The following is a 22,195-nucleotide window of genomic DNA, read 5'->3' as shown; positions in this document are numbered from 1 at the left end:
CATTAAAGGACACGCGACTTAACCCAGCCTTAACCTTGCGGCCGCCTCGTCAGTGGCGCTCAGCCGGTCACCGTCAGCACCACCGGTGCATGGTCGGACGGACGCTCCCACTTGCGCGGCACCTTGTCGATCACGCAGTCGGTCGCGCGCGCCTTCAGCGCATCGCTGATCAGCACATGGTCGATGCGCAGGCCAAGATTGCGGCGGAACATCATCATCCGGTAGTCCCACCAGCTGTATGCGACCTCATCCGGGTAGAAATGGCGGAAGCTGTCGGTCAGCCCCAGCTCCAACAGGGCGGCGAACGCGGCGCGCTCCGGCACCGAGCACAGCACCTTGTCCTGCCAGGCGGCCGGGTCGTACACATCGGCGTCGGCCGGCGCGATATTGAAGTCGCCCATCAGCACCAGCTGCGGATGCTGGGCCATTTGCTCGCGCACGAACTCGGTGAGCTTCGCGTACCACTCGAGCTTGTACGGGTATTTCTCCGAGTCGACCGCCTCGCCGTTGACGCAGTAGGCGCCGATCACCCGCACGCCATCCACCGTGGCGGTGATCACGCGGCGCTGCGGATCGTCGTAGCCGGGGATACCCAGCACCACGTCCTCCAGCGTCAGCGGCGCGCGCACGAGCAGCGCCACGCCGTTGTAGGTCTTCTGCCCGTACCAGGCGGCGCGAAAGCCGGCTGCCTCAATCTCCTCGAGCGGAAACTTGTCCTGGTCGAGCTTGAGCTCCTGCAGCGCCAGCACATCGACCGGGCTGTCGGCGAGCCATTGCAGCACCTGCGGCAGGCGCACTTTCAGCGAATTGACGTTCCAGGTGGCAAATTGCATCGCGGCTTCCTTGAGGGGTTCCAATGCGGCGCATCGTAGCAGGTCGGGACGGCGCGAGAAACGCCGGCGCGAAGCACGATAATGACGTTGTTATTATTGTAGGTTCCGGGCAATGCATCCTAGGCAATGCGCAACAGCGCGCTGTCATCACAAAATCAGGGACAACCATGCAACGTCATCACCAGAGCCTCGGGCAATTCCTCGAGGCGCTCGCCCATCGCGATGGGCAGCAACCCGAATTTCTCCAGGCGGTCCACGAGGTGTTTTCCTCGATCTGGCCGTTTATCGAGGCCAACCCGCGCTATGCCGAACACGGCCTGCTCGAGCGGCTGGTCGAGCCGGAACGGGTGATCCAGTTTCGCGTCGCCTGGGTCGACGACCAGGGCCGCGTGCAGGTCAACCGCGCCTTCCGCGTGCAGCACAACAGCGCGATCGGCCCCTACAAGGGCGGCATGCGCTTCCACCCGTCGGTGAACCTGTCGATCCTGAAGTTCCTCGGCTTCGAGCAGACCTTCAAGAACGCGCTGACCACGCTGCCTATGGGCGGCGGCAAGGGCGGCGCCGACTTCGACCCGAAGGGCAAGAGCCCGGGCGAAGTGATGCGCTTCTGCCAGGCGCTGATCGCCGAGCTGTACCGCCACATCGGCAGTGACACCGACGTACCGGCCGGCGACATTGGTGTGGGCGCGCGCGAGGTCGGCTACATGGCCGGCATGATGAAGAAGCTGTCCAACCGCGCCGACTGCGTGTTCACCGGCAAGGGCCTGAGCTTCGGCGGCAGCCTGATGCGCCCGGAAGCCACCGGCTACGGCCTGGTGTACTTCACCGAGGCGATGCTGGCCAAGCACGGCCAGGGCTTCAACGGCGCCACCGTGGCGGTGTCCGGCGCCGGCAACGTGGCCCAGTTCGCCATCGACAAGGCGCTGAGCCTGAGTGCCCGCGTGGTCACCTGCTCCGATTCGGCCGGCTTCGTGCACGACCCGGACGGCTTCGACCGCGACAAGCTGGCGCAACTGGCCGAAATCAAGAACCACCGCTACGGCCGGGTGGCCGACTACGCCGCCGAGCGCGGCCTCGCCTACCACGCCGGCCTGCGGCCATGGGGCGTACCGGTCGACATCGCGCTGCCCTGTGCGACCCAGAACGAGCTGGGCCTGCCGGACGCCGAGGCGCTGATCAAGAACGGGGTGAAGGCGGTTGCCGAGGGAGCCAATATGCCGACCACCGCTGCCGCTGCCGAGGCGCTGATCGAAGCCGGCGTGCTGTTCGCACCGGGCAAGGCCGCCAATGCCGGCGGTGTCGCCACCTCGGGCCTGGAGATGGCGCAGAACGCGATGCGGCTGAACTGGCGCGCCGACGAGGTGGACGCCCGCCTGCACGAGATCATGCTCGGCATCCACGACGCCTGCGTGCTGCACGGCAGCCGCCACGGCAAGGTGAACTATGTCGAGGGCGCCAACATCGCCGGCTTCGTGAAAGTGGCCGAGGCGATGCTCGCACAGGGCGTGGTGTGAGGCGCAGCGCCAGTTAGATAGATTGAAGCCGCCGCCAGGCGGCTTTTTCTTGCCTGCCGGGTTTGGCCAATCTAGGCCAAACCCGGCGGACAAAAAAAAGACCCTCCGGGGTTTACCGGAGGGTACTCAACGACACATGAATGTCCACACAAAGGGGGAAATGCGTCTAGCTCGCTTGCTACTGCTGCTCTGGAGAAAGCAACACGGGTAAGAGCCTCACCCCCTGTCGGAAGTTCCGAGCCACTGCAATTTTTTTTGCAGAAATTTACGCGGCCACCGCCTCGCCCGCTTCCACCATGCCGCTGTGGCGCAGCAGCGCGTCGATTTCGGGGTCGCGACCGCGGAAGGCGCGGAACGAATCGATCGCCGGGCGCGAGCCACCCACCGCCAGGATCTCGTTCCAGAACTTCGCACCGGTCACCGGATTGGCACCACCGGCCTCCTCGAACGCCGCGTACGCGTCGGCCGACAGCACCTCGGCCCACTTGTAGCTGTAGTAGCCGGCCGCGTAACCACCGGCGAAGATGTGGCTGAAGCTGTTGGCGAAGCGGTTGTACGCCGGCGGGAAGTTCACCGCCACCTCGGCGCGCACCGCATCGAGCAGCGCCTGCCAGTCACCGGTCGGATCGAAGTCGCCGTAGAGCTGCATGTCGAACAGTGCGAACTCGATCTGGCGCACCGTCACCATGCCGCTCTGGAAGTTCTTCGCCGCCAGCATCTTGTCGAACAGCGCACGCGGCAGCGGCTCGCCGGTGTCGGCGTGGCTGGTCATGCCCTGCAGCACGTCCCACTCCCAGCAGAAGTTCTCCATGAACTGGCTCGGCAGCTCCACCGCGTCCCATTCCACGCCGTTGATGCCGGCGACACCAAGCACGTCGACGCGGGTCAGCATGTGGTGCAGGCCGTGGCCGAACTCGTGGAACAGCGTGGTCACCTCGTCGTGGGTGAACAGCGCCGGCTTGTCGCCGACCGGGCGGGTGAAGTTGCAGGTGAGGAAGGCCACCGGGGTCTGCACGCTACCGGCCTTGACGCGGCGACCGCGCGCGTCGTCCATCCAGGCGCCGCCGCGCTTGCCTTCACGCGCGTACAGGTCGAGGTAAAAGCCGCCGATCGCCGCACCGTCCTTCACCAGCTCGAAGTAGCGCACGTCCGGGTGCCATACCGGAGCCTCGGCCGGCCGTACCTTCACGCCGTACAGGGTATCGACCACACCGAACAGGCCGGCCAGCACCTTCGGTTCCGGGAAGTACTGCTTCACCTCCTGGTCGGAGAACGCGTAACGCGCCACGCGCAGCTTCTCGGCCGCGTAGGCGATGTCCCAGGCTTCCAGACTGTCGAGGCCCAGCTCGCTCTTGGCGAACGCCTCGAGCTCGGCGCGGTCCTGCTGGGCAAACGGCTTGGCACGCGCGGCCAGGTCGCGCAGGAAGGCGCTGACCTGTTCCGGGCTCTCGGCCATCTTGGTCGCAAGCGACAACTCGGCGTAGTCCTTATAGCCGAGCAACTGCGCCTCCTCGCGCACCAGCGGCAGGCGGGCGCGGATCACCGGAGTGTTGTCGAGTTCGGCCGGGCCGAACTCGGACGCTCGGGTCACGTAGGCGCGGTACAGCTGCTCGCGCAAGGCACGATTGTCGCCGTACTGCATCACCGGGAAGTAGAACGGGAACTGCAGGGTGATCTTGTAGCCCTGTTTACCCTCGGCCTCGGCCACCGCGGCGAACATCTCCAGCGCATCGTCCGGCACGCCGGCGAGCTCTGCCTTGTCGGTGACGATCAGCTCGAACGCGTCGGTGGCGTCGAGCACGTTCTGCTCGAACTTGGCGCCCAGTTCGGCCAGTTCGGTCTGGATCGCCGCGAAGCGCTCCTTCTCGGCCTCGGGCAGCTCGGCACCGGACAGACGGAAGTCGCGCAGGTCATTTTCCAGCAGCTTCTTCTGCGCCGGGCTCAGTGTGGCGAATTCAGGGCCGGCCGCCAGCGCCTTGTAGCGCTGGAACAGCACCAGGTTCTGGCCCAACTCGGTCCAGAACACCGACAGCTTCGGCAGGTTGGCGTTGTACGCGTCGCGCAGTTCCGGCGTGTTGACCACGCTGTTGAGGTGCTGCACCGCGCCCCAGGCGCGGCCGAGTCGTTCGGTGGCGTCGGTCAGCGGCTCCACCGTGTTGGCCCAGTTGGGGGCCACGGCATCGGCGGTGATGCGCTCGACGGTGGCGCGCGCGTCGGCAAGCAGGGTGTCGACCGCCGGCCCGATATGCTCGGGGGTGATGTCGGCGAAACGCGGCAGGTCGGTGATGGACAGGAGCGGATTGGCAGTCATGGGGCGTCCTTGTTCGGGCAGGCCAACGGCCCGCGGGTTCGCCTGTATCATAGGCGTTTGAAGTCTGACCGATTAGATAAGGACAGTTCCGATGAATCGCAATATCCGCCGCTACGACGGCCATACCCCGGAAGTGCCGGACACCTGTTTTGTCGACCCGAGCGCGGTGGTGATCGGCGAAGTGAAGTTGGCCGAACACGTGTCGATCTGGCCGTGTGCGGTGCTGCGCGGCGACGTCAACCACATCCACATCGGCGAGGGCAGCAATGTGCAGGATTTCGCGATGCTGCACGTCACCCACAAGCGCGAGTCCGACCCGGCCGGCGCGCCGCTGATCATCGGTCGCCACGTCACCATCGGCCACCATGTCAGCCTGCACGGCTGCACCATCGGCGACGAGGTGCTGGTCGGCATCGGCTCCACCGTACTCGACCGCGCGGTGATCGAATCGCGCGTGATGATCGGCGCCGGCAGCCTGGTACCGCCGGGCAAGCGCCTGGAGTCGGGCTGGCTGTACATGGGCAGCCCGGTCAAGCCGGTGCGCCGTCTCACCGAGTCGGAGCTGGCCAACTTCGAGTACTCGGCCCAGCACTACATCCGCCTGGCAGCCAAGCACAAGGCAAGCCTGGACGAGGAGTAAGCGCCACCGCCCAACCCGATTCGCCCTGCCGTCGTCGCGGTGCCGGCCAGGGTCAGGGTTCTCGGCAGCGACAAAAAAACGGAGCCCGCAGGCTCCGTTTGTCGTGGACGGCTCTGGCGCTTACAGCGCGGCCAGGGCGGCGTCGTAGTTCGGCTCGTCGGCCACTTCGCCCACCAGTTCGGTGTGCTTCACCACGCCCTGCTCGTCCAGCACCACCACGGCGCGGGCGGTCAGGCCGCGCAGCGGGCCACCGGCGAATTTCACGCCGTAGGCTTCGTCGAAGCCCGGGCTACGGAAGGTCGACAGGGTCTTCACGTTCGCGATGCCTTCGGCGCCGCAGAAGCGGCCTTGTGCGAACGGCAGGTCGGCCGAGATGCACAGCACCACGGTGTTGGCCAGCGCAGCGGCCTTCTCGTTGAACTTGCGCACCGAGGTGGCGCAGGTCGGGGTGTCGATGCTCGGGAAGATGTTCAGCACCAGCTTCTTGCCGGCGAACGATTCCAGCGACACGTCGGCCAGGTCGCCGCCGGTCAGGGTGAACGCCGGGGCCTTGCTGCCGACGGCCGGCAGGTTGCCGATGATTTCGAGCGGGGTGCCTTTCAGGGTAACGCTTGCCATGTTGATGTCTCCTTGTTGGTCATGGGATTACAGCGGCTTGCAGTTTGCCGTAGCCGTGTGACATTTCAACCCTATCGGCAGCAGGGTTGGCCGAAGCCGTTGATTGAACAAGAGAAACGCAAAAACCGAAATGGACTCGATGTCCATGAGGATTTCTGATCGCTGGACATACCACAGATACGCCTGCCGACTGCCCGACGAAGCATTCCGGACGGCACCGCAGATGTGGGCGTTTCTCTCAGAACCTGTTCACGATCTCGCGAACAAAGGGTCAGCCAAGGCGAAATGACGCGAAAAAGCGGAATGTACTTATCGAGTAGATAAGCATGTTGAGCGTCATTTCAACGCAGGATCACCCAAGTCCTAGAAGATAGAGCGCAGCAGATCGTGAACAGGTTCTCAGAGCTAATCCGGCAGCTTCAGCCCTTGTTCGGCCAGCACCTCGCGCGCGGCGCGGAACGCCTCCACCGCGCACGGCGCACCGGCGTACACCGCCGAATGCAACAGCACCTCGCGCAGCTCGACCAGGCTCGCACCGTTGTTGAGCGCGCCACGGATATGGCCCTTCAGCTCGGTGCTGCGCCCCAGCGCGGCGAGCATGCCGCAGGTGACCAGGCTGCGCGTCTTCAGGTCGATGCCGTCGCGCTGCCAGGTGCTGCCCCAGGCATGCTCGTTCAGCCACTCCTGCAGCGGTCGGGTGAAACCGTCCAGATCGCCCATCGCGCGTTCGACGAACGCCTCGCCCATCACGGCGGTACGGGTCGCGAGACCCCGCTCTCGGTCCTGTTCGCTCATCACGGCTCCTTTGTCGTGGCTGACTACGCATCACCGCGACCATGCCATGATAGTCCGAGACCGGCAAGGCCGTGCCCTGCCTCGCCCGACGGCGGAGCGGCAGACCGGCTTGATGTTTGCGGGGGCGGCGGCTAAAGCTAGATGTAACTTTGCCGCTCACTGCCGAGGCACAGCCATGGCCAATCCCCCTTCTGCCGATAACGATGCGGTGGTCTCGCCCGGATCGCAAGCGGCGCCGGCACGCTACCGCATCGTGATCACCACAAATGGCCCGTTCATCGTCCACGGCCAGCCACCGCTCGTACAGCAGTTCATCACGCCGGACAGCAGCGGACACTCGTGGACCTACCGCACTGGGCAGCGCTTCGAGCTCGATGAACCGGCGGCGCTGTGTCGCTGCGGGCACTCGCAGCACAAGCCGTTCTGCGACGGCAGCCATAAGCGGGTCGGTTTCGATGGCACCGAAACCGCCTCGCTGCAGCCCATCCTCGACGGCGCGAAAGTCTTCGACGGCCCGACGCTGCGCGTGAGCGACAACCCCGACTACTGTGCGAACAGCCGTTTCTGCGACGGTCACGGCAGCGTCTGGAAGCTGGTGCTGCGCAGCGACGACCCGCAAACCGCCGAATACGTGCTGCACGAAACCCACCACTGCCCGTCCGGGCGGCTGCTCGCCTGGGACGTGGCGAGCGGGGTGCCGCTCGAAGCACTGGACGCCCCGGAGCTGGGGCTGATCGAGGACCCGCCCAGCCAGTCCAGCGGCCCCTTGTGGGTGCGTGGCGGCATCGCCATCCAGTCGGCGGACGGCAGCGTCTACGAGATTCGCAATCGCGTCACGCTGTGCCGATGCGGGCACTCGCAGAACAAACCGTTCTGCGACGGCAGCCATGCCAGCGCACAGTGGCAGGACGGCCTGCCCGGCGGGCCGGAAGCCTGACCCTCCACAAAGACGGCCCGCGTAAAGCGGGCCGTCTTTCATGCCTTGGCGAGCGCAGTACTCGGCCAGTCGACCTGGGCATGCCCTTACGTACGGCAAGGCAGCGTAATAACGCCGGAAGGGTGTTTAGCGGCTCTGACTCAGCACCTACGACTCCCCCTCCCGCGGACTCCCTGTGCCACGGATAGGCGGGATTCGGTCAACACAGCGACCGGCCGTGGCCATGACAGGTCAACCAAGAAGAGTCCCTCTTTTCAGTATGTTGCACCTTGCCCTGGGCCGACAGGCAACCGTCGTGGCGCACGCCAAGCCATCGGGAAATGCTACACTCGGCCGATCTTGCCCCTGTGCCGGCCCCCTGACCAAGTCATTCATGCCTACCCGCGCCCTATTTGTCCTGCTGGCCCTCGGCCTCAGCCAAGCCGCCCTGGCCGACGAGCCCGACGCACTGTCGATCACCATCGGCGCGCTCAGTCGCAAGGTGCCCGACGGCATCACCACCCGGCTGCAGACCATGGTCGAGGCGCACCATGACACCGCCTACGGCCGCGGCTATATCGACGACGGCGAGTTCGGTTGGGCTGTGCCGGCACCGGGCGGCTTCGCCGCGGTGGGCGTCGCCAACGAACGGCTGTGGGGCTACGGCGGGCCGAGCTCGTCGAACATGGCGCTGCTGCGCTATGGCTTCGATCTGCCGCAAGACGGCACGCTGTCGTTCGGCCTCGCGGACCGAATCGGCTCGCACACACCGGGCAAGCTCGCCGTATTCGGGCTCGATCAGCCGATCACCACCTGGCGCAATACCGACTGGGGCTTCAGCTACTGGGGCACCGCCGCCGACCGCACCCGCCGCGAGAGCCTCGGCAACGCCAGCTACGGCGGCGAATACCGGCTGGAACAGGGCAACTGGATGCTCACCGCCACCTATCCGAGCAAGGCCAGCTGGCAGCTGGTCGCCGGTGCCGGCACACGCTGGGAAGCACGACCGGACAACGGCCACCAGAGCGGCTGGCAGACGCTGCTCGGCATCCGCTGGAATGCCCAGTTCCACGCCGGCACCGGCAGCTAAACACCACCAACGCAAAGGGCCGCCCCATGGGGCGGCCCTTTTTCTTGCATCCAGCAACAGGCTTACTCGTCCGAGGCAATCGGACGGATCACCAGACCCGGCGTACGCGGCGGCTCGGCTTCCGGCACCGGCTTCAACACCGCGGCCTCGGCGGCGGCGGCTTCGGCCTTCGCCTTCTCGGCGGCACGCCATGCCTCCAGGTATTCCTGGATCGCGAAGGTCAGCTCGCGGGTACCGTCACCGGTCAGCGCCGAGATCACGAACACGCGCGGCGCGTTCATATCGAAACCGAAGCGGTCGTCCGGCTGCTCTTTCGGCCAACCATAGGCCTCCAGGAACGCCGACACGGTCAGCTCGCGCTCCTCGTCCGGCAGCATGTCGACCTTGTTCAGCACCAGCCAGCGCGGCTTCTGGAACAGTTCCTCGTCGAACTTGCGCAGTTCCTCGACAATCGCACGTGCTTCACGAACCGGATCGACATCCGGATCGAACGGTGCCACGTCCACCAAGTGCAGCAGCAGACCGGTACGCGACAGGTGCTTGAGGAAGCGATGCCCCAGGCCCGCGCCGTCGGCCGCGCCCTCAATCAGGCCCGGAATGTCGGCGATCACGAAGCTCTTGGTATCGTCCATGCGCACCACGCCCAGGTTCGGGTGCAGCGTAGTGAACGGATAGTCGGCCACCTTCGGGCGGGCCGCCGACACCGAGCGGATAAAGGTCGACTTGCCGGCGTTCGGCATGCCCAGCAGACCCACGTCGGCCAGCACCTTCAATTCCAGCTTCAGCGCGCGCATCTCGCCCTGCTCGCCCGGCGTGCACTGACGCGGCGCGCGGTTGGTCGAGGTCTTGAAGTGGATGTTGCCGAGGCCGCCCTTGCCGCCGCGCGCCAGGCATACGCGCTGGCCGTGGTGGGTCAGGTCGGCGATCAGCTCGTCGGTGTCGGTATCGACGATCACCGTGCCCACCGGCATGCGCAGCTCGATGTCGTCGCCGCCCTTGCCGTAGCGGTCGGCGCCGTGGCCCTTCTCGCCGTGCTGCGCCTGGTAGCGCTTCACGAAGCGGTATTCCACCAGAGTGTTGATGTTCTCGTCGGCGACCGCATACACGCTGCCGCCCTTGCCGCCGTCGCCGCCGTCCGGGCCGCCGCGCGGCACGAACTTCTCGCGACGGAAGCTGGCGGCACCGTTGCCGCCCTTGCCCGCCACCACTTCGATGCGGGCCTCGTCGATGAATTTCATGCTATCTCCCTTGCCTGAGGAGCGAGGTGTGAAGGGTCGTTCATCCGACCCGCCACACCTCGCGCCTCACAACAAACAAAAAAGCCCTATCCCGAGGACAGGGCTTTTTCCAGACGTGCGGGAATTACTCGCCGTCTACGCCGGTGTACGGAACCACGCTAACGGTCTTGCGCTTCAGAGCGCCCTTAACCGCGAATTGCACGTAGCCGTCAACCTTGGCGAACAGGGTGTGATCCTTGCCCTGGCCGACGTTGTCGCCTGCGTGGAACTTGGTGCCGCGCTGACGCACGATGATCGAACCAGCCGGAATCAGTTCGCTGCCGTAAACCTTAACGCCCAGGCGTTTGGCTTCGGAATCGCGACCGTTGCGGGAGCTACCGCCTGCTTTTTTGTGTGCCATAGCTAGTTATTCCTTACTTCGAAATCGCGTCGATGCGGATTTCGGTGTAGTTCTGACGATGACCCTGGTGCTTCTGGTAGTGCTTACGGCGACGCATCTTGAAGATACGAACCTTTTCGCCACGACCATGAGCAACAACAGTGGCCTTCACGGTAGCGCCAGCCACCAGCGGGGCGCCTACGACAACCTGTTCACCGTCAGCAACCATCAGCACTTCTTCAAGTACGATTTGGCTATCGATGTCGGCAGGTATCTGTTCTACTTTGAGTTTTTCGCCAACGGCAACTTTGTATTGCTTGCCGCCGGTTTTTACGACCGCGTACATTCGATTGAACTCCTAATGGATAAACTCCACGCCAGATGCGCGCGAAGAGCCCGTGATAGTACGCAAGTGACTGATAGCTGTCAACTTTTCCCCCACACCGCCCCCGCACTACCCCCCACGCCACTGCACGCCTTGGCCGTAATCGGTCCCTATCTGCTATGATCGCCGCTTTATTGGCTCGTCCCTAACCTGGTTCTCACCGTGTCCACCGCCCCGCTTTTCCGCTCACTGATTACCGAAGACATGCAGGCCGTTGATCGCGTCATCCGCGAGCAACTGCACTCCGACGTGGTGCTGATCCGCCAAGTGGCGGAATACATCATCTCGGCCGGCGGCAAGCGGATGCGCCCGGCCGTGGCGCTGCTGGCCGGCAAGGCACTGGGCTACGACGGGCCGCACCTGCATTCGCTCGCGGCGATGATCGAGTTCATCCACACCTCGACGCTGCTGCACGACGACGTGGTCGACGAGTCCGACCTGCGGCGCGGCCGCGACACCGCCAACGCGCTGTTCGGCAACGCCGCCGCCGTGCTAGTCGGCGACTTCCTGTACACCCGCGCGTTCCAGATGATGGTCGCCCCGCAGGACATGCGCATCCTGCAGGTAATGGCCGACGCCACCAACGTGATCGCCGAGGGCGAGGTGCTGCAGCTGCTCAACATCGGCAACACCGACATCAACGAAGCCGAATACGTGCAGGTGATCCAGTACAAGACCGCCAAGCTGTTCGAGGCCGCCTGCCGCGTCGGCGCGCTGATCGCCGGCGCCAACACCGAGCAGGAGCAGGCGCTCGCCGACTACGGCATGCACCTGGGCACCGCCTTCCAGATCATCGACGACGTGCTCGACTACTCGGGCGATGCCGAAACCATCGGCAAGAGCCTGGGCGACGACCTCGCCGAGGGCAAGCCAACGCTGCCGCTGATCTACACGATGCGCCAGGGCGACGAAGCATCGGCCCAGCTGGTGCGCCACGCGCTGGAACACGCCAGCCGCGAACATTTCAACGCGGTGCTTGCTGCGGTACAATCCTGCGGTGCGCTGGACTACGCCCGCGGCGAAGCCGAAGCCGCCGCCCGCCGCGCCGTCGACGCGCTGACCTGCCTGCCGGACAGCCCGGCCAAGGACGCGCTCGCCGAACTGGCACTGCTGTCGGTGCAACGCGCCGCCTGATTTTCGTCGTCTCCGTAGTTAAATGGATATAACGGCCCCCTCCTAAGGGGCAGTTACAGGTTCGATTCCTGTCGGGGGCGCCACCTTCACTTCCAAGCAAGTCCGAGCAAGTCCAGAAAACCCGCATAGCACAAGGCTTTGCGGGTTTTTGTTGTCCGAAACATTCCAACCCCATCCGGTAAGAGCCCACAGCAACTGCTGTTATGCCTGCTGCTATCTGGTAAAACACATCAGGCCGATAACAGCAGACGGCCCAGACATTGCAGATAGGGAGTTCTACTGACTCCTTCTGGTTAGGCCTGCTTACTTAGGGCTATTTGCGACGTCGCTCAGCAGTGGGAGACGACTCAGCCACACCCACTTGCCTTCCATCGTGCATGCGGTGAAGCAACCATTTTGCATTTCCCGCGCAATCGATACCATCCGGCTTATCTCTCACCTCCTCAGACAGCTTAGGCCCTCCCTCTAAACATTCCAAAGCAGTCCGAAGCAATCAACGAAAGCCGCGCCCCATGCCGACCCGGCACAGCGCTGGCTGCGCGAGCGGGTGCTGGCGATGGCGGGGCAGAGAAAGCACTCGCGCGCCAGTTGGCGACGGCACAAACGAATAACCCCCGCCCGGCAAAAGCCGTACGGGGGTTATCGCCCTGCGAATCCTGGCTCGGCAAGCAGCACCGGCAAGATCGCCGTTACTCGCCATCCACCGCAGGAGAGCCGCTTCCCGCCGAAGTAGGTTCGGCAAAAAAGCTTACGTATTAGTCGTGCAAGCGATCGCTCAGAACCCGACAGCCAGGTTGAACCCTCCGTAGAAGGCGCGCGACTCACCCGAGCTCTTCTTCACACCGGCATTGAAGCCCAGAAACAGTGTGTCGGTCAGCTTGATCTTGTCGACCACCAAGCCGCCCTGGTGGGCATGGTAGCTCGGGTCGCCCTGCGCGACTCCCTCGATGCCCACCCAGGCCTTGCCGTCCAAGACCTGGCGCAGTAAACGGAGCCGCCCCCAGTATGAGTCCGGGCCAAAGGTATAGGCCGCCGTGCCGTTCAGCGCCCAGAGGGGGCCGAAGCGCTGTTCGCCCTCCAGGCCGACCACGGCGCCCAGCTCGGTACCGTCTGCCCGTGGATCTGCCCCGTCGGGGGAAACCCGGTTGTCGCGGTAGCGCGGGCCGGCGAACGCGCCTGCCCAGCCGCTGTCCCAGCCGGTCTTGACGCCCAGCTCGGCCTCTGCGGCCTGTCCCCGTACCTTTACGCTGACACCGTTCAGGCCGTAGCGATAGTAGTAGTCGCTAATGAGATAGCGCTGGGTCAGGTAGGTGCTGGAGAACAAGGGCGCCATCAGCCCCAAGTACTCATAGCGTCCCCCTTGTTCCGAAAACGCCGCCCCCGTATAGAGCCAGGAGGACGCGGCCCCAGCCTGTAAGCCGTGGCCGAGCAGGCCACATGCAAGAAGCAGCAGCCCGCCCCGGACACGCCCCCGGTTCGGCGTGGTGATCTTTCCCATTCCCCTCCCCTTACAAGCTCGCCGTCGGTGCGGTACCGGACTCGCCACACAGGCCCGGCGCCACATCCAGCCCAGCTGGGCCAAGATCGGCATATTCATGCCGAAACGTTTGCAGAATGATTTTATAAATTCTGATTAAATCACCGCCAAGCCAGTGTCAAGGCAAACGGCTTATCGGGAAGTCATGACGGGAACAGGTCGGCTAGAGGTAGTAGCGCACCAGACAACGTCAGAAGCACAACTAAGGGTTGTGCCCGACTACTGTCTGGAGCTGCAGGTGGGTGCAGCGCGAGCGAGGGTGTCTCCGGGGAACGAAGAAGTTAGGGAGCAGACCTCGCGACCATGCCTACCAGCTCTCGCCACGCCGCCCCGTCACCGGCTGCTCGCCCCACGCCTGCTCGACCCCCTGCAGTGCGCTCATCACCAGTGAGCGGTTCAGCGCCGAGGCGAGCGTCGCATCGCGGTCTCGGTACGCCTGGCACAACCGTTCGTGATCGGTACAGGAGCGCTGCAGACGACCGGGCAGCGAGGCACTGAGGTGGCGCAGCCGGTGGGTGCGCAGCCGCAAGGAGTCAAGCACCTGCTTGATCACCGCGTTATTGCTGATCAGGAGCTCCTTGTCGCGGAACGCCACGTTGGCCCAGAAGTAGCGGTCGACGTCGCCGGCCTCGGCCGCCGATGCCAGTTCGGCTTGCACCTGCCAGAGCTCATCGATCTGCGCCTCGGTGGCTTGTTCGACGATCGCCACCGCGACCATCGAAAACAAGGTGGCACGCAGTTGATAGAGTTCGCGCACCTCCTTCAGGCTCAGTGCCGACACCCGTGGTCGACGTCGCGGCGACCATTCGACCAGGCCTTCGCGGCTGAGGATCAGCAGCGCCTCGCGCACCGGGGTACGGCTGGTATGGAAGCGCTTGGCCAGCTCCACCGAGTTGAGGTCGGCGCCAGGTGCGAGGTGACCTTCGATTATCGCCTTGGCGACCCACTGGACGATCTCGTCGACCAGCAGGGAGCCGACGTCTTCGGTTTCGGGCGGCTTGGGCTTGGTTTCAATGATGTCGCTGTTCATCTCTGGCGCAGGTCCGGCCGGAGCCGGGCAGAAGGAAAACGCCCATTCTACCCAAGCCGCGCCATTTGGGCGTCATCGCCTCAACCATGACAAGCACGACAGTCCTGGCAACTCGGCGAAACCGTAGCCGCGCAGCACCTCAAACATGAGCGGCCGCCACAGTTCCGCGCACCATCAGGCCCAGCTATACGGCCAGTGCACTCAGCACATTGGCGGACCAGACGGCCCCGCCCATGCAAACGAGCGGAAGGTCTCGCGACGGCATAAGCCCATACGACAACGCCCCGCGGATGCGGAGTTTGTTAGGCTCGGTCTGCTCGGATCAGTTACCGCTGACTTCCAGCGCCTTCAACTTCCAGCCAAACAGGCCTTGGCGCTTGAACACCAGCGCCAGCGGCCCGATGCGGCTGTCGGCCTGGACGCTGAATTCGCGCCAGCTGCGGTAGCCGGCACCGGCATTGTGGAACGGCCGCTCGCCATCACCCGACGGGGCGGCCCCCTCCGTGCCGGAGCCCACTTCGGCCGACTTGTCGCTCTCGTCCTCCGTACGCTCCCCCCCGCTGCGGTGAGCTGTATGGCGCAATAGCTCGCGCATGCCTTCCGGCGTCACCAGCCCCTCGGTCAGAGGTACACTGACCGCGCCGGCAATGGCCGCGCCGAAGCGAGCGAAGGGGTTGTGCTGCACCGCGGCTTCGCCACCGAGCTTGCGTGTCACCACGGCCTTCATCGACGCCTGCAGGCTTTCTCGCACCGCCGGGTAATCGATATGAGCGTTCACATACTCGGCGTCGCCCGCCTGCGCCGCGTCTCGCAGCTTGCCCAGGGTGTAGTACGGGGAGTACCACCCCCAGCCGAATGCGGCGAACAACGCCAGCATTACGGCGAGCAATAGTTTGCGCATCGTTTTCTCCTGCGAATCTGAACCCGCCTCGCTCCTGCCAGAAAAAACCCCGTCCGCTGTGGACGGGGTTGGCCGAATGCGGCTGCGGTCATGAGATTAGAACAACTGGTCCTTGACGTTATCCACCGCGTCCTTCGGCGGCGCCTTCTGGCTCTCGTCCTGGGCTTCGCTGGCGGCATCGGAGCTGGCGCTCTCACCGTGCGGTACCGAGCCGGAGTTATCGAGTTTCAGCTCCGGATTCGGACGCTGGAACTCTGCGTAGTAGTACTCGTCGCCCCCACGCAGGCCCGCCCCCGGTTTCACCACCACGTTGGCCGGCATCGGCAGTTCGACCTCCGGCTGGTTCTTCAGGGCATTGGCCATGTAGTTGATCCAGATCGGCAGTGCCGCAGTCGCGCCGTAGCCATAACGGCCCAGGCTCTTGGGCTGGTCGTAGCCAACCCAGGTGATCGCCACCAGGTTGGGGTTGAAACCGTTGAACCAGGCATCGCGGAACTCGTTGGTAGTCCCGGTCTTACCGGCCAGATCCATCCGTCCCAGTTCCATCACCTTGGTCGCGGTCCCGTAGCGCACCACATCGCGCAGCAAGCTCGACATGATGAAGGCGTTACGCGGGTCGATCGTCTGCGGCGCCCCTTGACCGGCCACCTGCGGTGCGGTCTGAGCCAGCACCCGGCCGGTCTGGTCCTCAATGCGGTCGATGAAGTACGGCTTGATGTGATAGCCGCCGTTGGCGAATACCGAATACGCCTCAGCCATCTGCAGCGGCGTCACCGAGCCGGCGCCCAGCGCCATCGGCAGATAGGCCGGGTGCTGCTTGGGCGAGAAACCGAAGCGCTGGATGTATTGCTGCGCGTAGTCGGTCCCGATCGACATCAGGATGCGGATCGACACCATGTTCCGTGACAGCGACAGCGCGCGGCGCATCGTCACCATGCCCAGGTACTTGCTGTCGTCGTTCTTCGGGCTCCACACCTCGCCACCCGGCGGCGCCGGGACGGTGATCGGTGCGTCGTTGATCATTGTCGACGGGGTCAGGCCGCGCTCAAGTGCCGCCGAGTAGATGAACGGCTTGAAGCCCGAACCCGGCTGGCGCCAAGCCTGGGTGACATGGTTGAAGCTGCGGCGGTTGAAGTCGAAGCCGCCAACCAGCGACTTGATCGCACCGTTGTGCGGGTCGACCGACACGAAGGCTCCTTCGACCTCCGGCATCTGTACGATTTCCCAGTAGCCCCTAGCATTGGCACGCACGCGCACCACCGCCCCTGGGCGCAACTGCTTCTCGGCCGGCAGACGGCTGCTGAGTGCTCGGCGCGCAAAGTCGAGACCGGCCCCCCTCACCTCGGCGGTCTTGCCACCGCGCAGATACACCTTCACGCCGGACGGACTGGCCGACAGCACCACACCGGCCAACATGTCGCCACTGTCGCGGATTTCAGACAGTGCGTCGTCGAGTGCCTCGCCCTTGTCAGTGTCGGCCGGCAAGGCGTTCAGATCGATGAACGACTCAGGCCCGCGATAGCCCTGTTTGCGGTCGTAATCGACCAGGCCGGCACGCAGCGCGTCGAACGCCCACTGCTGGTGGTGGCTGTCGATGGTGGTGTAGACCTTGAAGCCCTCGGTATACGCCGCGTCGCGGTAACGTTCGTACATCGCCTGACGCACCATCTCGGCCATGTAGTGGGCCGGCAGCGGCGCGTCCTCGCTGGAGCGCGCGTACTTCAGCTGCTGCGCTTTGGCGGTTTCGTACTGGTCTTCGGTGATGAAGTTCAGTTCGCGCATGCGACGCAGCACATAGAGCTGACGCAGGCGGGCCCGGTCCGGATTGACGATCGGGTTGTACGCCGACGGCGCCTTGGGCAGGCCGGCCAGCATCGCCATCTCGGCCGGCGTCAGGTCGTTCAACGACTTGCCGTAGTACGCCTGTGCCGCTGCGGCGAAGCCGTAGGCGCGCTGGCCGAGATAGATCTGGTTGAAGTAGAGCTCGAGGATCTGGTCCTTGGACAGGGTGTGCTCGATCTTGAACGCCAGCAGCGCCTCGTTGAACTTGCGGGTGAAGGTCTTCTCGCTGGAAAGGAAGAAGTTCTTCGCCACCTGCATCGTGATGGTACTGGCACCGGAGCGAGTGTGGCCGGACACCAGGTTGCCAACCGCAGCTCTAATGACACCGGAATAATCTATGCCGCTATGCTGGTAGAATCGTTCGTCCTCGGCGGCGAGCACCGCCTGCTTCATCAGCTGCGGCACGTCATGGATGCGCACGAAGGAGCGGCGCTCCTCGCCGAATTCGCCGATCAGCTGCTGGTCGGCGGTATAGACACGCAACGGGATTTTCGGCCGGTAATCGGTCAGGACGTCGAGGCTAGGCAAGCGCGGGTACGTCACGATCACCGCGATCGCGGCAGCACCGGCGCCCAGTAGGCCAAGACCCAGGACCAAACCGGCCAGAATCGCAAAAAATCGTTTGAGCATAATGTCTCAGTGGTTCGCTGGAGCGGCAATTATATGCGCTGCGCCGAAGCGTCAGTACAACAACTGCGCCCAGCGATAATGTCAATGTCATTAATAACGATGGAAAATCAATGCTTCGCGGCAAAATTTCCAGACTTACCGACTGGCTTAGCCAGCTCGCCACTCTGTCACCGATATCGGGGCCCTTACTCGGCCTCGATCTGGGCTGCAGCGCAATCAAGCTGGTCGAGCTGACACCTCACAACCAGATGCCGAAACTGGAACGCTATCTGATCGAATCCTTGCCAAGCGGTATCATCGTCGACGGCAATCTCGTCGACCTGGAGCAGGCGGCCCACCGGGTCCGCTCAGCCTGGGAGCGGCTCGGCACGACTACCCGCGACGTCGCGATTGCCCTTCCGACCACGCAGTCTATCCATAAGACGCTACGTCTGCCGGCCAGTTCACACGACCAGCTCGTCGCCTTGGTCCACGCTGCGGCCGAACGACTGATCCCGTTCCCGCTCGACGAGGTTAATCTCGACTTCCAGGTGCTCGGCCCCAGCCCCGGGCAGACCGAAGAGACCGATGTACTGGTCTGCGCCGCGCGCCGGGAACGGGTCGAGGAACGCGTCGCACTCGCCGAACTGGCCGGCCTCCGGCCCCGCATTGTCGATGTTGAGGCGTTTGCGACAATCCGCCTGTTCGACGGACTCCGCCTCTTGCCCGCCGGCCAAGGCCACGCCCAAACCGTTGCGCTGTTCGACCTCAGCGGCCACAAGCTGCGCTGCCATGTGGTTCGCGACGGTGTTCCGCTGTATTTCCGCGAGCAGGCACTCGGCGGCATCCCTCAGCCCGGTCTGTCCGACCAGCCTGATGGCCTCGACTGGACCGCGCCCGAGCCCTCCGAGCACCTCCCAGCGCTGCCGGCATGGCCGCAATCGCCCGCCGATACGCTGGCACAGGAAGTGGCACGGGCACTGCAACTGTTTGCCAGCACCGTCAGCAGCCAACACTACCACGAGGTCGATGCCATCCTGCTGTCGGGGGGCACCAGCCGGCTTCCCGGCCTCGCCGCGGCAGTGACAGAGGTGACCCGGCTGAACGCACAACTCGCCAATCCCTTCGCGGCGATGCCGGTGGCACCGACTCTGCAGCCTCGCAGGCTGCACGACGATGCACCGGTGCTGCTCACCGCCAGCGGCCTGGCCTTGCGAGGCATGGCGCGATGATCCTCATCAATCTACTGCCACATCGTGAAGCGCGTCAGCACGCCCACCGCCGCCGCTTCCGGTGGCTCTGCGCGACCAGCACCGGCATCGCTGTGCTGCTGGTTGGGGCCACCGCCATGTGGCTGTCCTTGGCCATCACCGTGCAGGAGAGGCGTAATGCCTATCTGCAACAGGCAATCACCAAGCTTGATCAAGACATCGGCCGCATCGACCTTCTAAAGCGACAACGTAGTGAGCTATTGGCCCGAAAAACCCGGCTGGACAGCCTGCTGCGCCGCCGCAGCGACGCCATACGGCTGATGGACCAATTGGCGCGTCTGACGCCGGACGGCGTCTACCTGCGTGAGCTCAAGCAGGACGGCGAGCATATTGCCTTGTCGGGTTACGCGATCTCCGGCGCACGAGTACCCGGCTTCCTGCGGGCGCTCGGCGAATCAGATGCTTTCGACATGCCGCAACTGGTCGAGGTGAAGACCGTTACCGTCAACGAACTGCGCGTCAGCGAGTTCGCAGTGGCCATCGTGCTGAAACAGACCGGGAAGCCGCCGGCCACACCTTCGGGAGACCCGCGCTGACACTCGCCGAATTCTGCCGGCTCGACCCGAAGGACCTGGCCAACTGGCCGCTGCCGGCACAACTGATCGCGCTCGGCGTGGCTACGCTGGCGATGGTACTGCTCGGCTACCTCCTATTGCTCGGCGACCAGCGGGCCCGCCTCGATGTAGCCGTGCGGCAGGAAGCCACGCTAAAGCAACAGTTCGTCGCCAAGAAACGCCAGGCCGTCACCCGGACCGCGCTCGAGCGCCAAGTCGGTGTGCTCCGCACATCGCTCAGTCCCTTGCTCAACCAATTGTCGGCCCGCACGGAGATGGAGGCGCTGCTTGCCGAGATCCAACAGGCTGGTGCCAGGCGCGGCCTGCAATTCGAGCTGTTTCGACCGGGCGGCGAGCTTAAGTCTGCCGAACTGGCTGAACGGTCGATAGACCTGCGCTTGACCGGCAGTTACGACGAACTCCTGGCCTTCGTCGACGATATCGGCCAGCTATCGCGCATCGTCACGCTCGGCAGTCTGGTACTGACACCGGCCAATGGCCAGGATGGCCGGTTGACCCTGCAAGCGGTGGCGCATACCTATCGCACGCTGGAGCCGGAGGAACGCTCTACGCAGACGAGTGGCGGGGGGCAGTCACGATGAAGCGCTTTGCCACCTGCCTGATCCTGCTGATCACCGGCGCCACCTTGCTCGGCTGCGGCCGCCAGGTCGAACAGGAGCTGGACGACTGGATGCGCCGGGCAAGTCGGGATCTGCGCGGCCGGGTCGAGCCCTTGGCCGATATCCACACTGAGCAACCCTACCGCTATCGTCCCGACGGCCTCCTCTCACCATTCGATCCGCAGAAGCTGCTCCTCGCCCAGCGCCAGGCCAACGCACCGGATTTCCGGCGCCCTCGCGAGCCACTGGAACACTACGAGCTCGACAAGCTGCAGATGGTCGGAGGAATCCGCCGCAGCAACGAAGCCTACGGCTTGGTCCGCACACCAGATGGCAGCGTGTACCGGGTACAGCTCGGCAGCTACGTCGGCGCCAACTTCGGCCGCGTACAACGGATCAGGGAGGATGGCATCGAGTTGATAGAAACCGTCGAAGACCTCAACGGCGATTGGGTACAACGCCTCGCCACCTTGCGCCTCGACGGACCCCAAGAACAGAAACCACAATGACCTCGCCTCTTCTCAAGCTCCTATCCGGCACCGCGCTGATACTGGCATTCGGCCAACCTTGGACTACTGCGATCGCCGACGAGCGCATCGCCAGCACCCTTCCATCTTCCCCTGACCCAACGCCGGTCGAACTCAAGCCGGCCTACCATGGAAACAAGCTGTCGCTAAACTTCCAAAACATCGAGGTACGCGCTGCGCTGCAGGTGCTCGCGGAGTTCACCGGGCTCAACATCATCGCCAGCGACTCGGTGAACGGCACCATCACCCTGCGCCTGAAAGAGGTGCCGTGGGACCAGGCACTCGACCTGATCCTGCGGAGCAAAGGTCTGGAGCAACGCCGCGTCGGCAATGTGATCCATATCGCGCCCTATGAAGAGTCAGCGGCACGCGACAAGCAGCGCCTCGAAGCGACACAGCAACTGTCCGGTCTCGAGCCGCTGCGCACGGAGAGCTTCGTGCTGCGCTTCAAGAGCGTCGAGGACTTCCTGCGTGTGCTCGATGGCCCGAAGAGCGGCGAGACTGGCCGGCGTCAGGGACTGCTGTCCGAGCGCGGCAGCCTGATGACCGACCCGAAGTCGAACACGCTGATCGTCCATGACACGCCAACGGCGATCGGCAAGATCCGCCACCTCATCGATCGGCTTGATCTGCCGGTCAAACAGGTATTGATCGAGGCGCGCATCGTCGAGGCCGGGGACAACTTCCAGCGCGACCTCGGCGTAAAGCTCGGCTTCGCGCGAGTCAGTGGCGACCTCTCCATCAACAATACGCTGGGCAACGCGGTGATCGCCGGCAACCCCGCCGTCGACCCGCGCCCTTTCGGTCCAGCGGTCGACCTGCCGGCCGGCTTGCGCAACGCCGCGACCATCGCCACAGTATTCCGCAGTGCAAGCTCGATCATCGGCCTGGAACTCTCGGCACTGCAGGCAGAGGACAAGGGCCGTATCATCTCCAGCCCCAGAGTGATGACGGCCGACCGCACCGAGGCCACCATCGAGGAAGGCACTGAGATACCTTACCAGGAAGCCACCTCGAGCGGCGCGACCAGCGTGTCGTTCAAGAAGGCGGTGCTGAGTCTGAAGGTAAAGCCGCAGATCATTCCAGGCAACCACATCCTGATGGATCTTCAGCTGAACAAGGACACGCCGAACCACCGACTGATCGTCGGCGGCACGCCTGCGGTCGACACCAAGAAGATCCAGACGCAAGTGCTGGTCGAGAACGGTGACACCATCGTGATCGGTGGCATCTACGTGCAGGAGCAGGGCGAGATCGAGAACAAGGTGCCGTATCTGGGCGATATCCCGTTCTTGGGCGCACTATTTCGCAATAGCTCGCGCCAGCACAGCCGCCGCGAGCTATTGATGTTCATCACCCCACGCGTCGTCGACAACGGCACGCCCCGCACTGATTCCGGTACCTAGACGGCGTTGACGGCCTCCGCGCAGATTCGTAACAGAGGCTTAGGA

General features: G+C 64.3%; 21 protein-coding genes and 1 tRNA gene. 11 read left to right on the top strand and 11 right to left on the bottom strand.

Annotation, left to right across the window (positions count from 1 at the left end):
* Positions 1 to 59 precede the first annotated feature (59 nt).
* Positions 60 to 833 carry an exodeoxyribonuclease III gene (xth, locus tag QU481_RS07985; RefSeq protein ID WP_289829412.1) on the bottom strand — a complete coding sequence of 258 codons (774 nt, stop codon included), beginning with the start codon at positions 831 to 833 and terminating at the stop codon, positions 60 to 62.
* Positions 834 to 1,000: 167 nt separating this feature from the next.
* On the opposite strand from xth, the gene gdhA reads away from it, so the two are divergent.
* Complete coding sequence (gene gdhA, locus QU481_RS07980) at positions 1,001 to 2,347, top strand: NADP-specific glutamate dehydrogenase (protein ID WP_289829411.1); 1,347 nt, start codon at positions 1,001 to 1,003, stop codon at positions 2,345 to 2,347.
* A 265-nt stretch (positions 2,348 to 2,612) separates the two neighbouring features.
* On the opposite strand, the gene QU481_RS07975 is transcribed toward gdhA, so the two are convergent.
* Complete coding sequence (locus QU481_RS07975; RefSeq protein ID WP_289829409.1) at positions 2,613 to 4,658, bottom strand: M3 family metallopeptidase; 2,046 nt, start codon at positions 4,656 to 4,658, stop codon at positions 2,613 to 2,615.
* Between the two features lie 91 nt (positions 4,659 to 4,749).
* Here QU481_RS07975 and QU481_RS07970 point away from each other — a divergent pair, with 91 nt between their 5' ends.
* Positions 4,750 to 5,298 (top strand): gamma carbonic anhydrase family protein, encoded by a 549-nt coding sequence (locus tag QU481_RS07970; protein ID WP_289829407.1) that lies wholly within the window; start codon positions 4,750 to 4,752, stop codon positions 5,296 to 5,298.
* Between the two features lie 120 nt (positions 5,299 to 5,418).
* Here the strand turns inward: QU481_RS07970 and tpx are convergent, their stop codons facing one another.
* Together tpx and QU481_RS07960 are read right to left on the bottom strand one after the other, a co-directional pair.
* Positions 5,419 to 5,916, bottom strand: coding sequence for a thiol peroxidase (gene tpx / locus QU481_RS07965; protein ID WP_289829406.1), 498 nt, complete (start codon positions 5,914 to 5,916; stop codon positions 5,419 to 5,421).
* Between the two features lie 405 nt (positions 5,917 to 6,321).
* Positions 6,322 to 6,711 (bottom strand): carboxymuconolactone decarboxylase family protein, encoded by a 390-nt coding sequence (locus QU481_RS07960; RefSeq protein ID WP_289829405.1) that lies wholly within the window; start codon positions 6,709 to 6,711, stop codon positions 6,322 to 6,324.
* 175 nt (positions 6,712 to 6,886) lie between these two features.
* Here QU481_RS07960 and QU481_RS07955 point away from each other — a divergent pair, with 175 nt between their 5' ends.
* Together QU481_RS07955 and QU481_RS07950 are read left to right on the top strand one after the other, a co-directional pair.
* Entirely contained in the window at positions 6,887 to 7,648 is a 762-nt protein-coding gene (locus QU481_RS07955; protein WP_289829404.1) for a CDGSH iron-sulfur domain-containing protein, read from the top strand.
* A 373-nt stretch (positions 7,649 to 8,021) separates the two neighbouring features.
* Positions 8,022 to 8,717, top strand: coding sequence for a hypothetical protein (locus QU481_RS07950; RefSeq protein ID WP_289829403.1), 696 nt, complete (start codon positions 8,022 to 8,024; stop codon positions 8,715 to 8,717).
* Positions 8,718 to 8,779: 62 nt separating this feature from the next.
* Here QU481_RS07950 and obgE read toward each other — a convergent pair whose 3' ends face one another.
* The 3 genes from obgE to rplU form a co-directional block, all read right to left on the bottom strand.
* Positions 8,780 to 9,955 carry a GTPase ObgE gene (gene obgE, locus QU481_RS07945; protein WP_289829402.1) on the bottom strand — a complete coding sequence of 392 codons (1,176 nt, stop codon included), beginning with the start codon at positions 9,953 to 9,955 and terminating at the stop codon, positions 8,780 to 8,782.
* Positions 9,956 to 10,079: 124 nt separating this feature from the next.
* On the bottom strand, positions 10,080 to 10,355 hold the full coding sequence (rpmA, locus tag QU481_RS07940; RefSeq protein ID WP_289829401.1) for a 50S ribosomal protein L27: 276 nt from the start codon (positions 10,353 to 10,355) through the stop codon (positions 10,080 to 10,082).
* A gap of 13 nt (positions 10,356 to 10,368) precedes the next feature.
* A complete protein-coding gene (rplU, locus tag QU481_RS07935; protein ID WP_289829400.1) occupies positions 10,369 to 10,680 on the bottom strand; it encodes a 50S ribosomal protein L21 in 312 nt (103 codons plus the stop codon).
* 201 nt (positions 10,681 to 10,881) lie between these two features.
* Between rplU and ispB the strand changes: the two genes are divergently transcribed.
* Both ispB and QU481_RS07925 read left to right on the top strand, forming a co-directional pair.
* The gene (ispB, locus tag QU481_RS07930) at positions 10,882 to 11,853 is read left to right on the top strand and encodes an octaprenyl diphosphate synthase (RefSeq protein WP_289829399.1); all 972 of its coding nucleotides are present in this window, start codon (positions 10,882 to 10,884) and stop codon (positions 11,851 to 11,853) included.
* An 8-nt stretch (positions 11,854 to 11,861) separates the two neighbouring features.
* Positions 11,862 to 11,936: transfer RNA gene (locus tag QU481_RS07925), tRNA-Arg, on the top strand.
* 692 nt (positions 11,937 to 12,628) lie between these two features.
* Here the strand turns inward: QU481_RS07925 and bcsS are convergent.
* From bcsS to QU481_RS07905, 4 genes are all read right to left on the bottom strand, one after another.
* On the bottom strand, positions 12,629 to 13,351 hold the full coding sequence (bcsS, locus tag QU481_RS07920) for a cellulose biosynthesis protein BcsS (protein WP_289829398.1): 723 nt from the start codon (positions 13,349 to 13,351) through the stop codon (positions 12,629 to 12,631).
* 346 nt (positions 13,352 to 13,697) lie between these two features.
* Complete coding sequence (locus tag QU481_RS07915) at positions 13,698 to 14,420, bottom strand: GntR family transcriptional regulator (RefSeq protein WP_289829397.1); 723 nt, start codon at positions 14,418 to 14,420, stop codon at positions 13,698 to 13,700.
* A gap of 322 nt (positions 14,421 to 14,742) precedes the next feature.
* The gene (locus QU481_RS07910; RefSeq protein WP_289829396.1) at positions 14,743 to 15,321 is read right to left on the bottom strand and encodes a DUF2939 domain-containing protein; all 579 of its coding nucleotides are present in this window, start codon (positions 15,319 to 15,321) and stop codon (positions 14,743 to 14,745) included.
* A 96-nt stretch (positions 15,322 to 15,417) separates the two neighbouring features.
* Positions 15,418 to 17,793, bottom strand: a complete 2,376-nt coding sequence (locus QU481_RS07905) for a penicillin-binding protein 1A (RefSeq protein ID WP_289829395.1) — start codon at positions 17,791 to 17,793, stop codon at positions 15,418 to 15,420.
* A 110-nt stretch (positions 17,794 to 17,903) separates the two neighbouring features.
* Here QU481_RS07905 and pilM point away from each other — a divergent pair, with 110 nt between their 5' ends.
* Genes pilM through QU481_RS07880 form a run of 5 tightly spaced genes read left to right on the top strand, consistent with a single transcriptional unit; the run spans position 17,904 to position 22,150 of the window.
* Complete coding sequence (gene pilM, locus QU481_RS07900) at positions 17,904 to 19,004, top strand: type IV pilus assembly protein PilM (RefSeq protein ID WP_289829394.1); 1,101 nt, start codon at positions 17,904 to 17,906, stop codon at positions 19,002 to 19,004.
* A complete protein-coding gene (locus tag QU481_RS07895; protein ID WP_289829393.1) occupies positions 19,001 to 19,579 on the top strand; it encodes a PilN domain-containing protein in 579 nt (192 codons plus the stop codon). Before pilM ends, QU481_RS07895 begins: the two co-directional genes overlap by 4 nt.
* Positions 19,576 to 20,199 (top strand): type IV pilus inner membrane component PilO, encoded by a 624-nt coding sequence (locus tag QU481_RS07890; protein WP_494337226.1) that lies wholly within the window; start codon positions 19,576 to 19,578, stop codon positions 20,197 to 20,199. Before QU481_RS07895 ends, QU481_RS07890 begins: the two co-directional genes overlap by 4 nt.
* Entirely contained in the window at positions 20,196 to 20,726 is a 531-nt protein-coding gene (locus QU481_RS07885) for a pilus assembly protein PilP (RefSeq protein ID WP_289829391.1), read from the top strand. Before QU481_RS07890 ends, QU481_RS07885 begins: the two co-directional genes overlap by 4 nt.
* On the top strand, positions 20,723 to 22,150 hold the full coding sequence (locus QU481_RS07880) for a type IV pilus secretin PilQ (protein ID WP_289829390.1): 1,428 nt from the start codon (positions 20,723 to 20,725) through the stop codon (positions 22,148 to 22,150). Before QU481_RS07885 ends, QU481_RS07880 begins: the two co-directional genes overlap by 4 nt.
* Positions 22,151 to 22,195: the final 45 nt, after the last annotated feature.

The sequence above is a fragment of the Crenobacter oryzisoli genome (genome assembly GCF_030385785.1).
GTDB classification, from domain to species: Bacteria; Pseudomonadota; Gammaproteobacteria; order Burkholderiales; family Chromobacteriaceae; genus Crenobacter_A; species Crenobacter_A oryzisoli.
The sequence above is the reverse complement of the archived record's forward strand: the minus strand, read 5'-3'. Positions and strand labels throughout refer to the sequence as shown.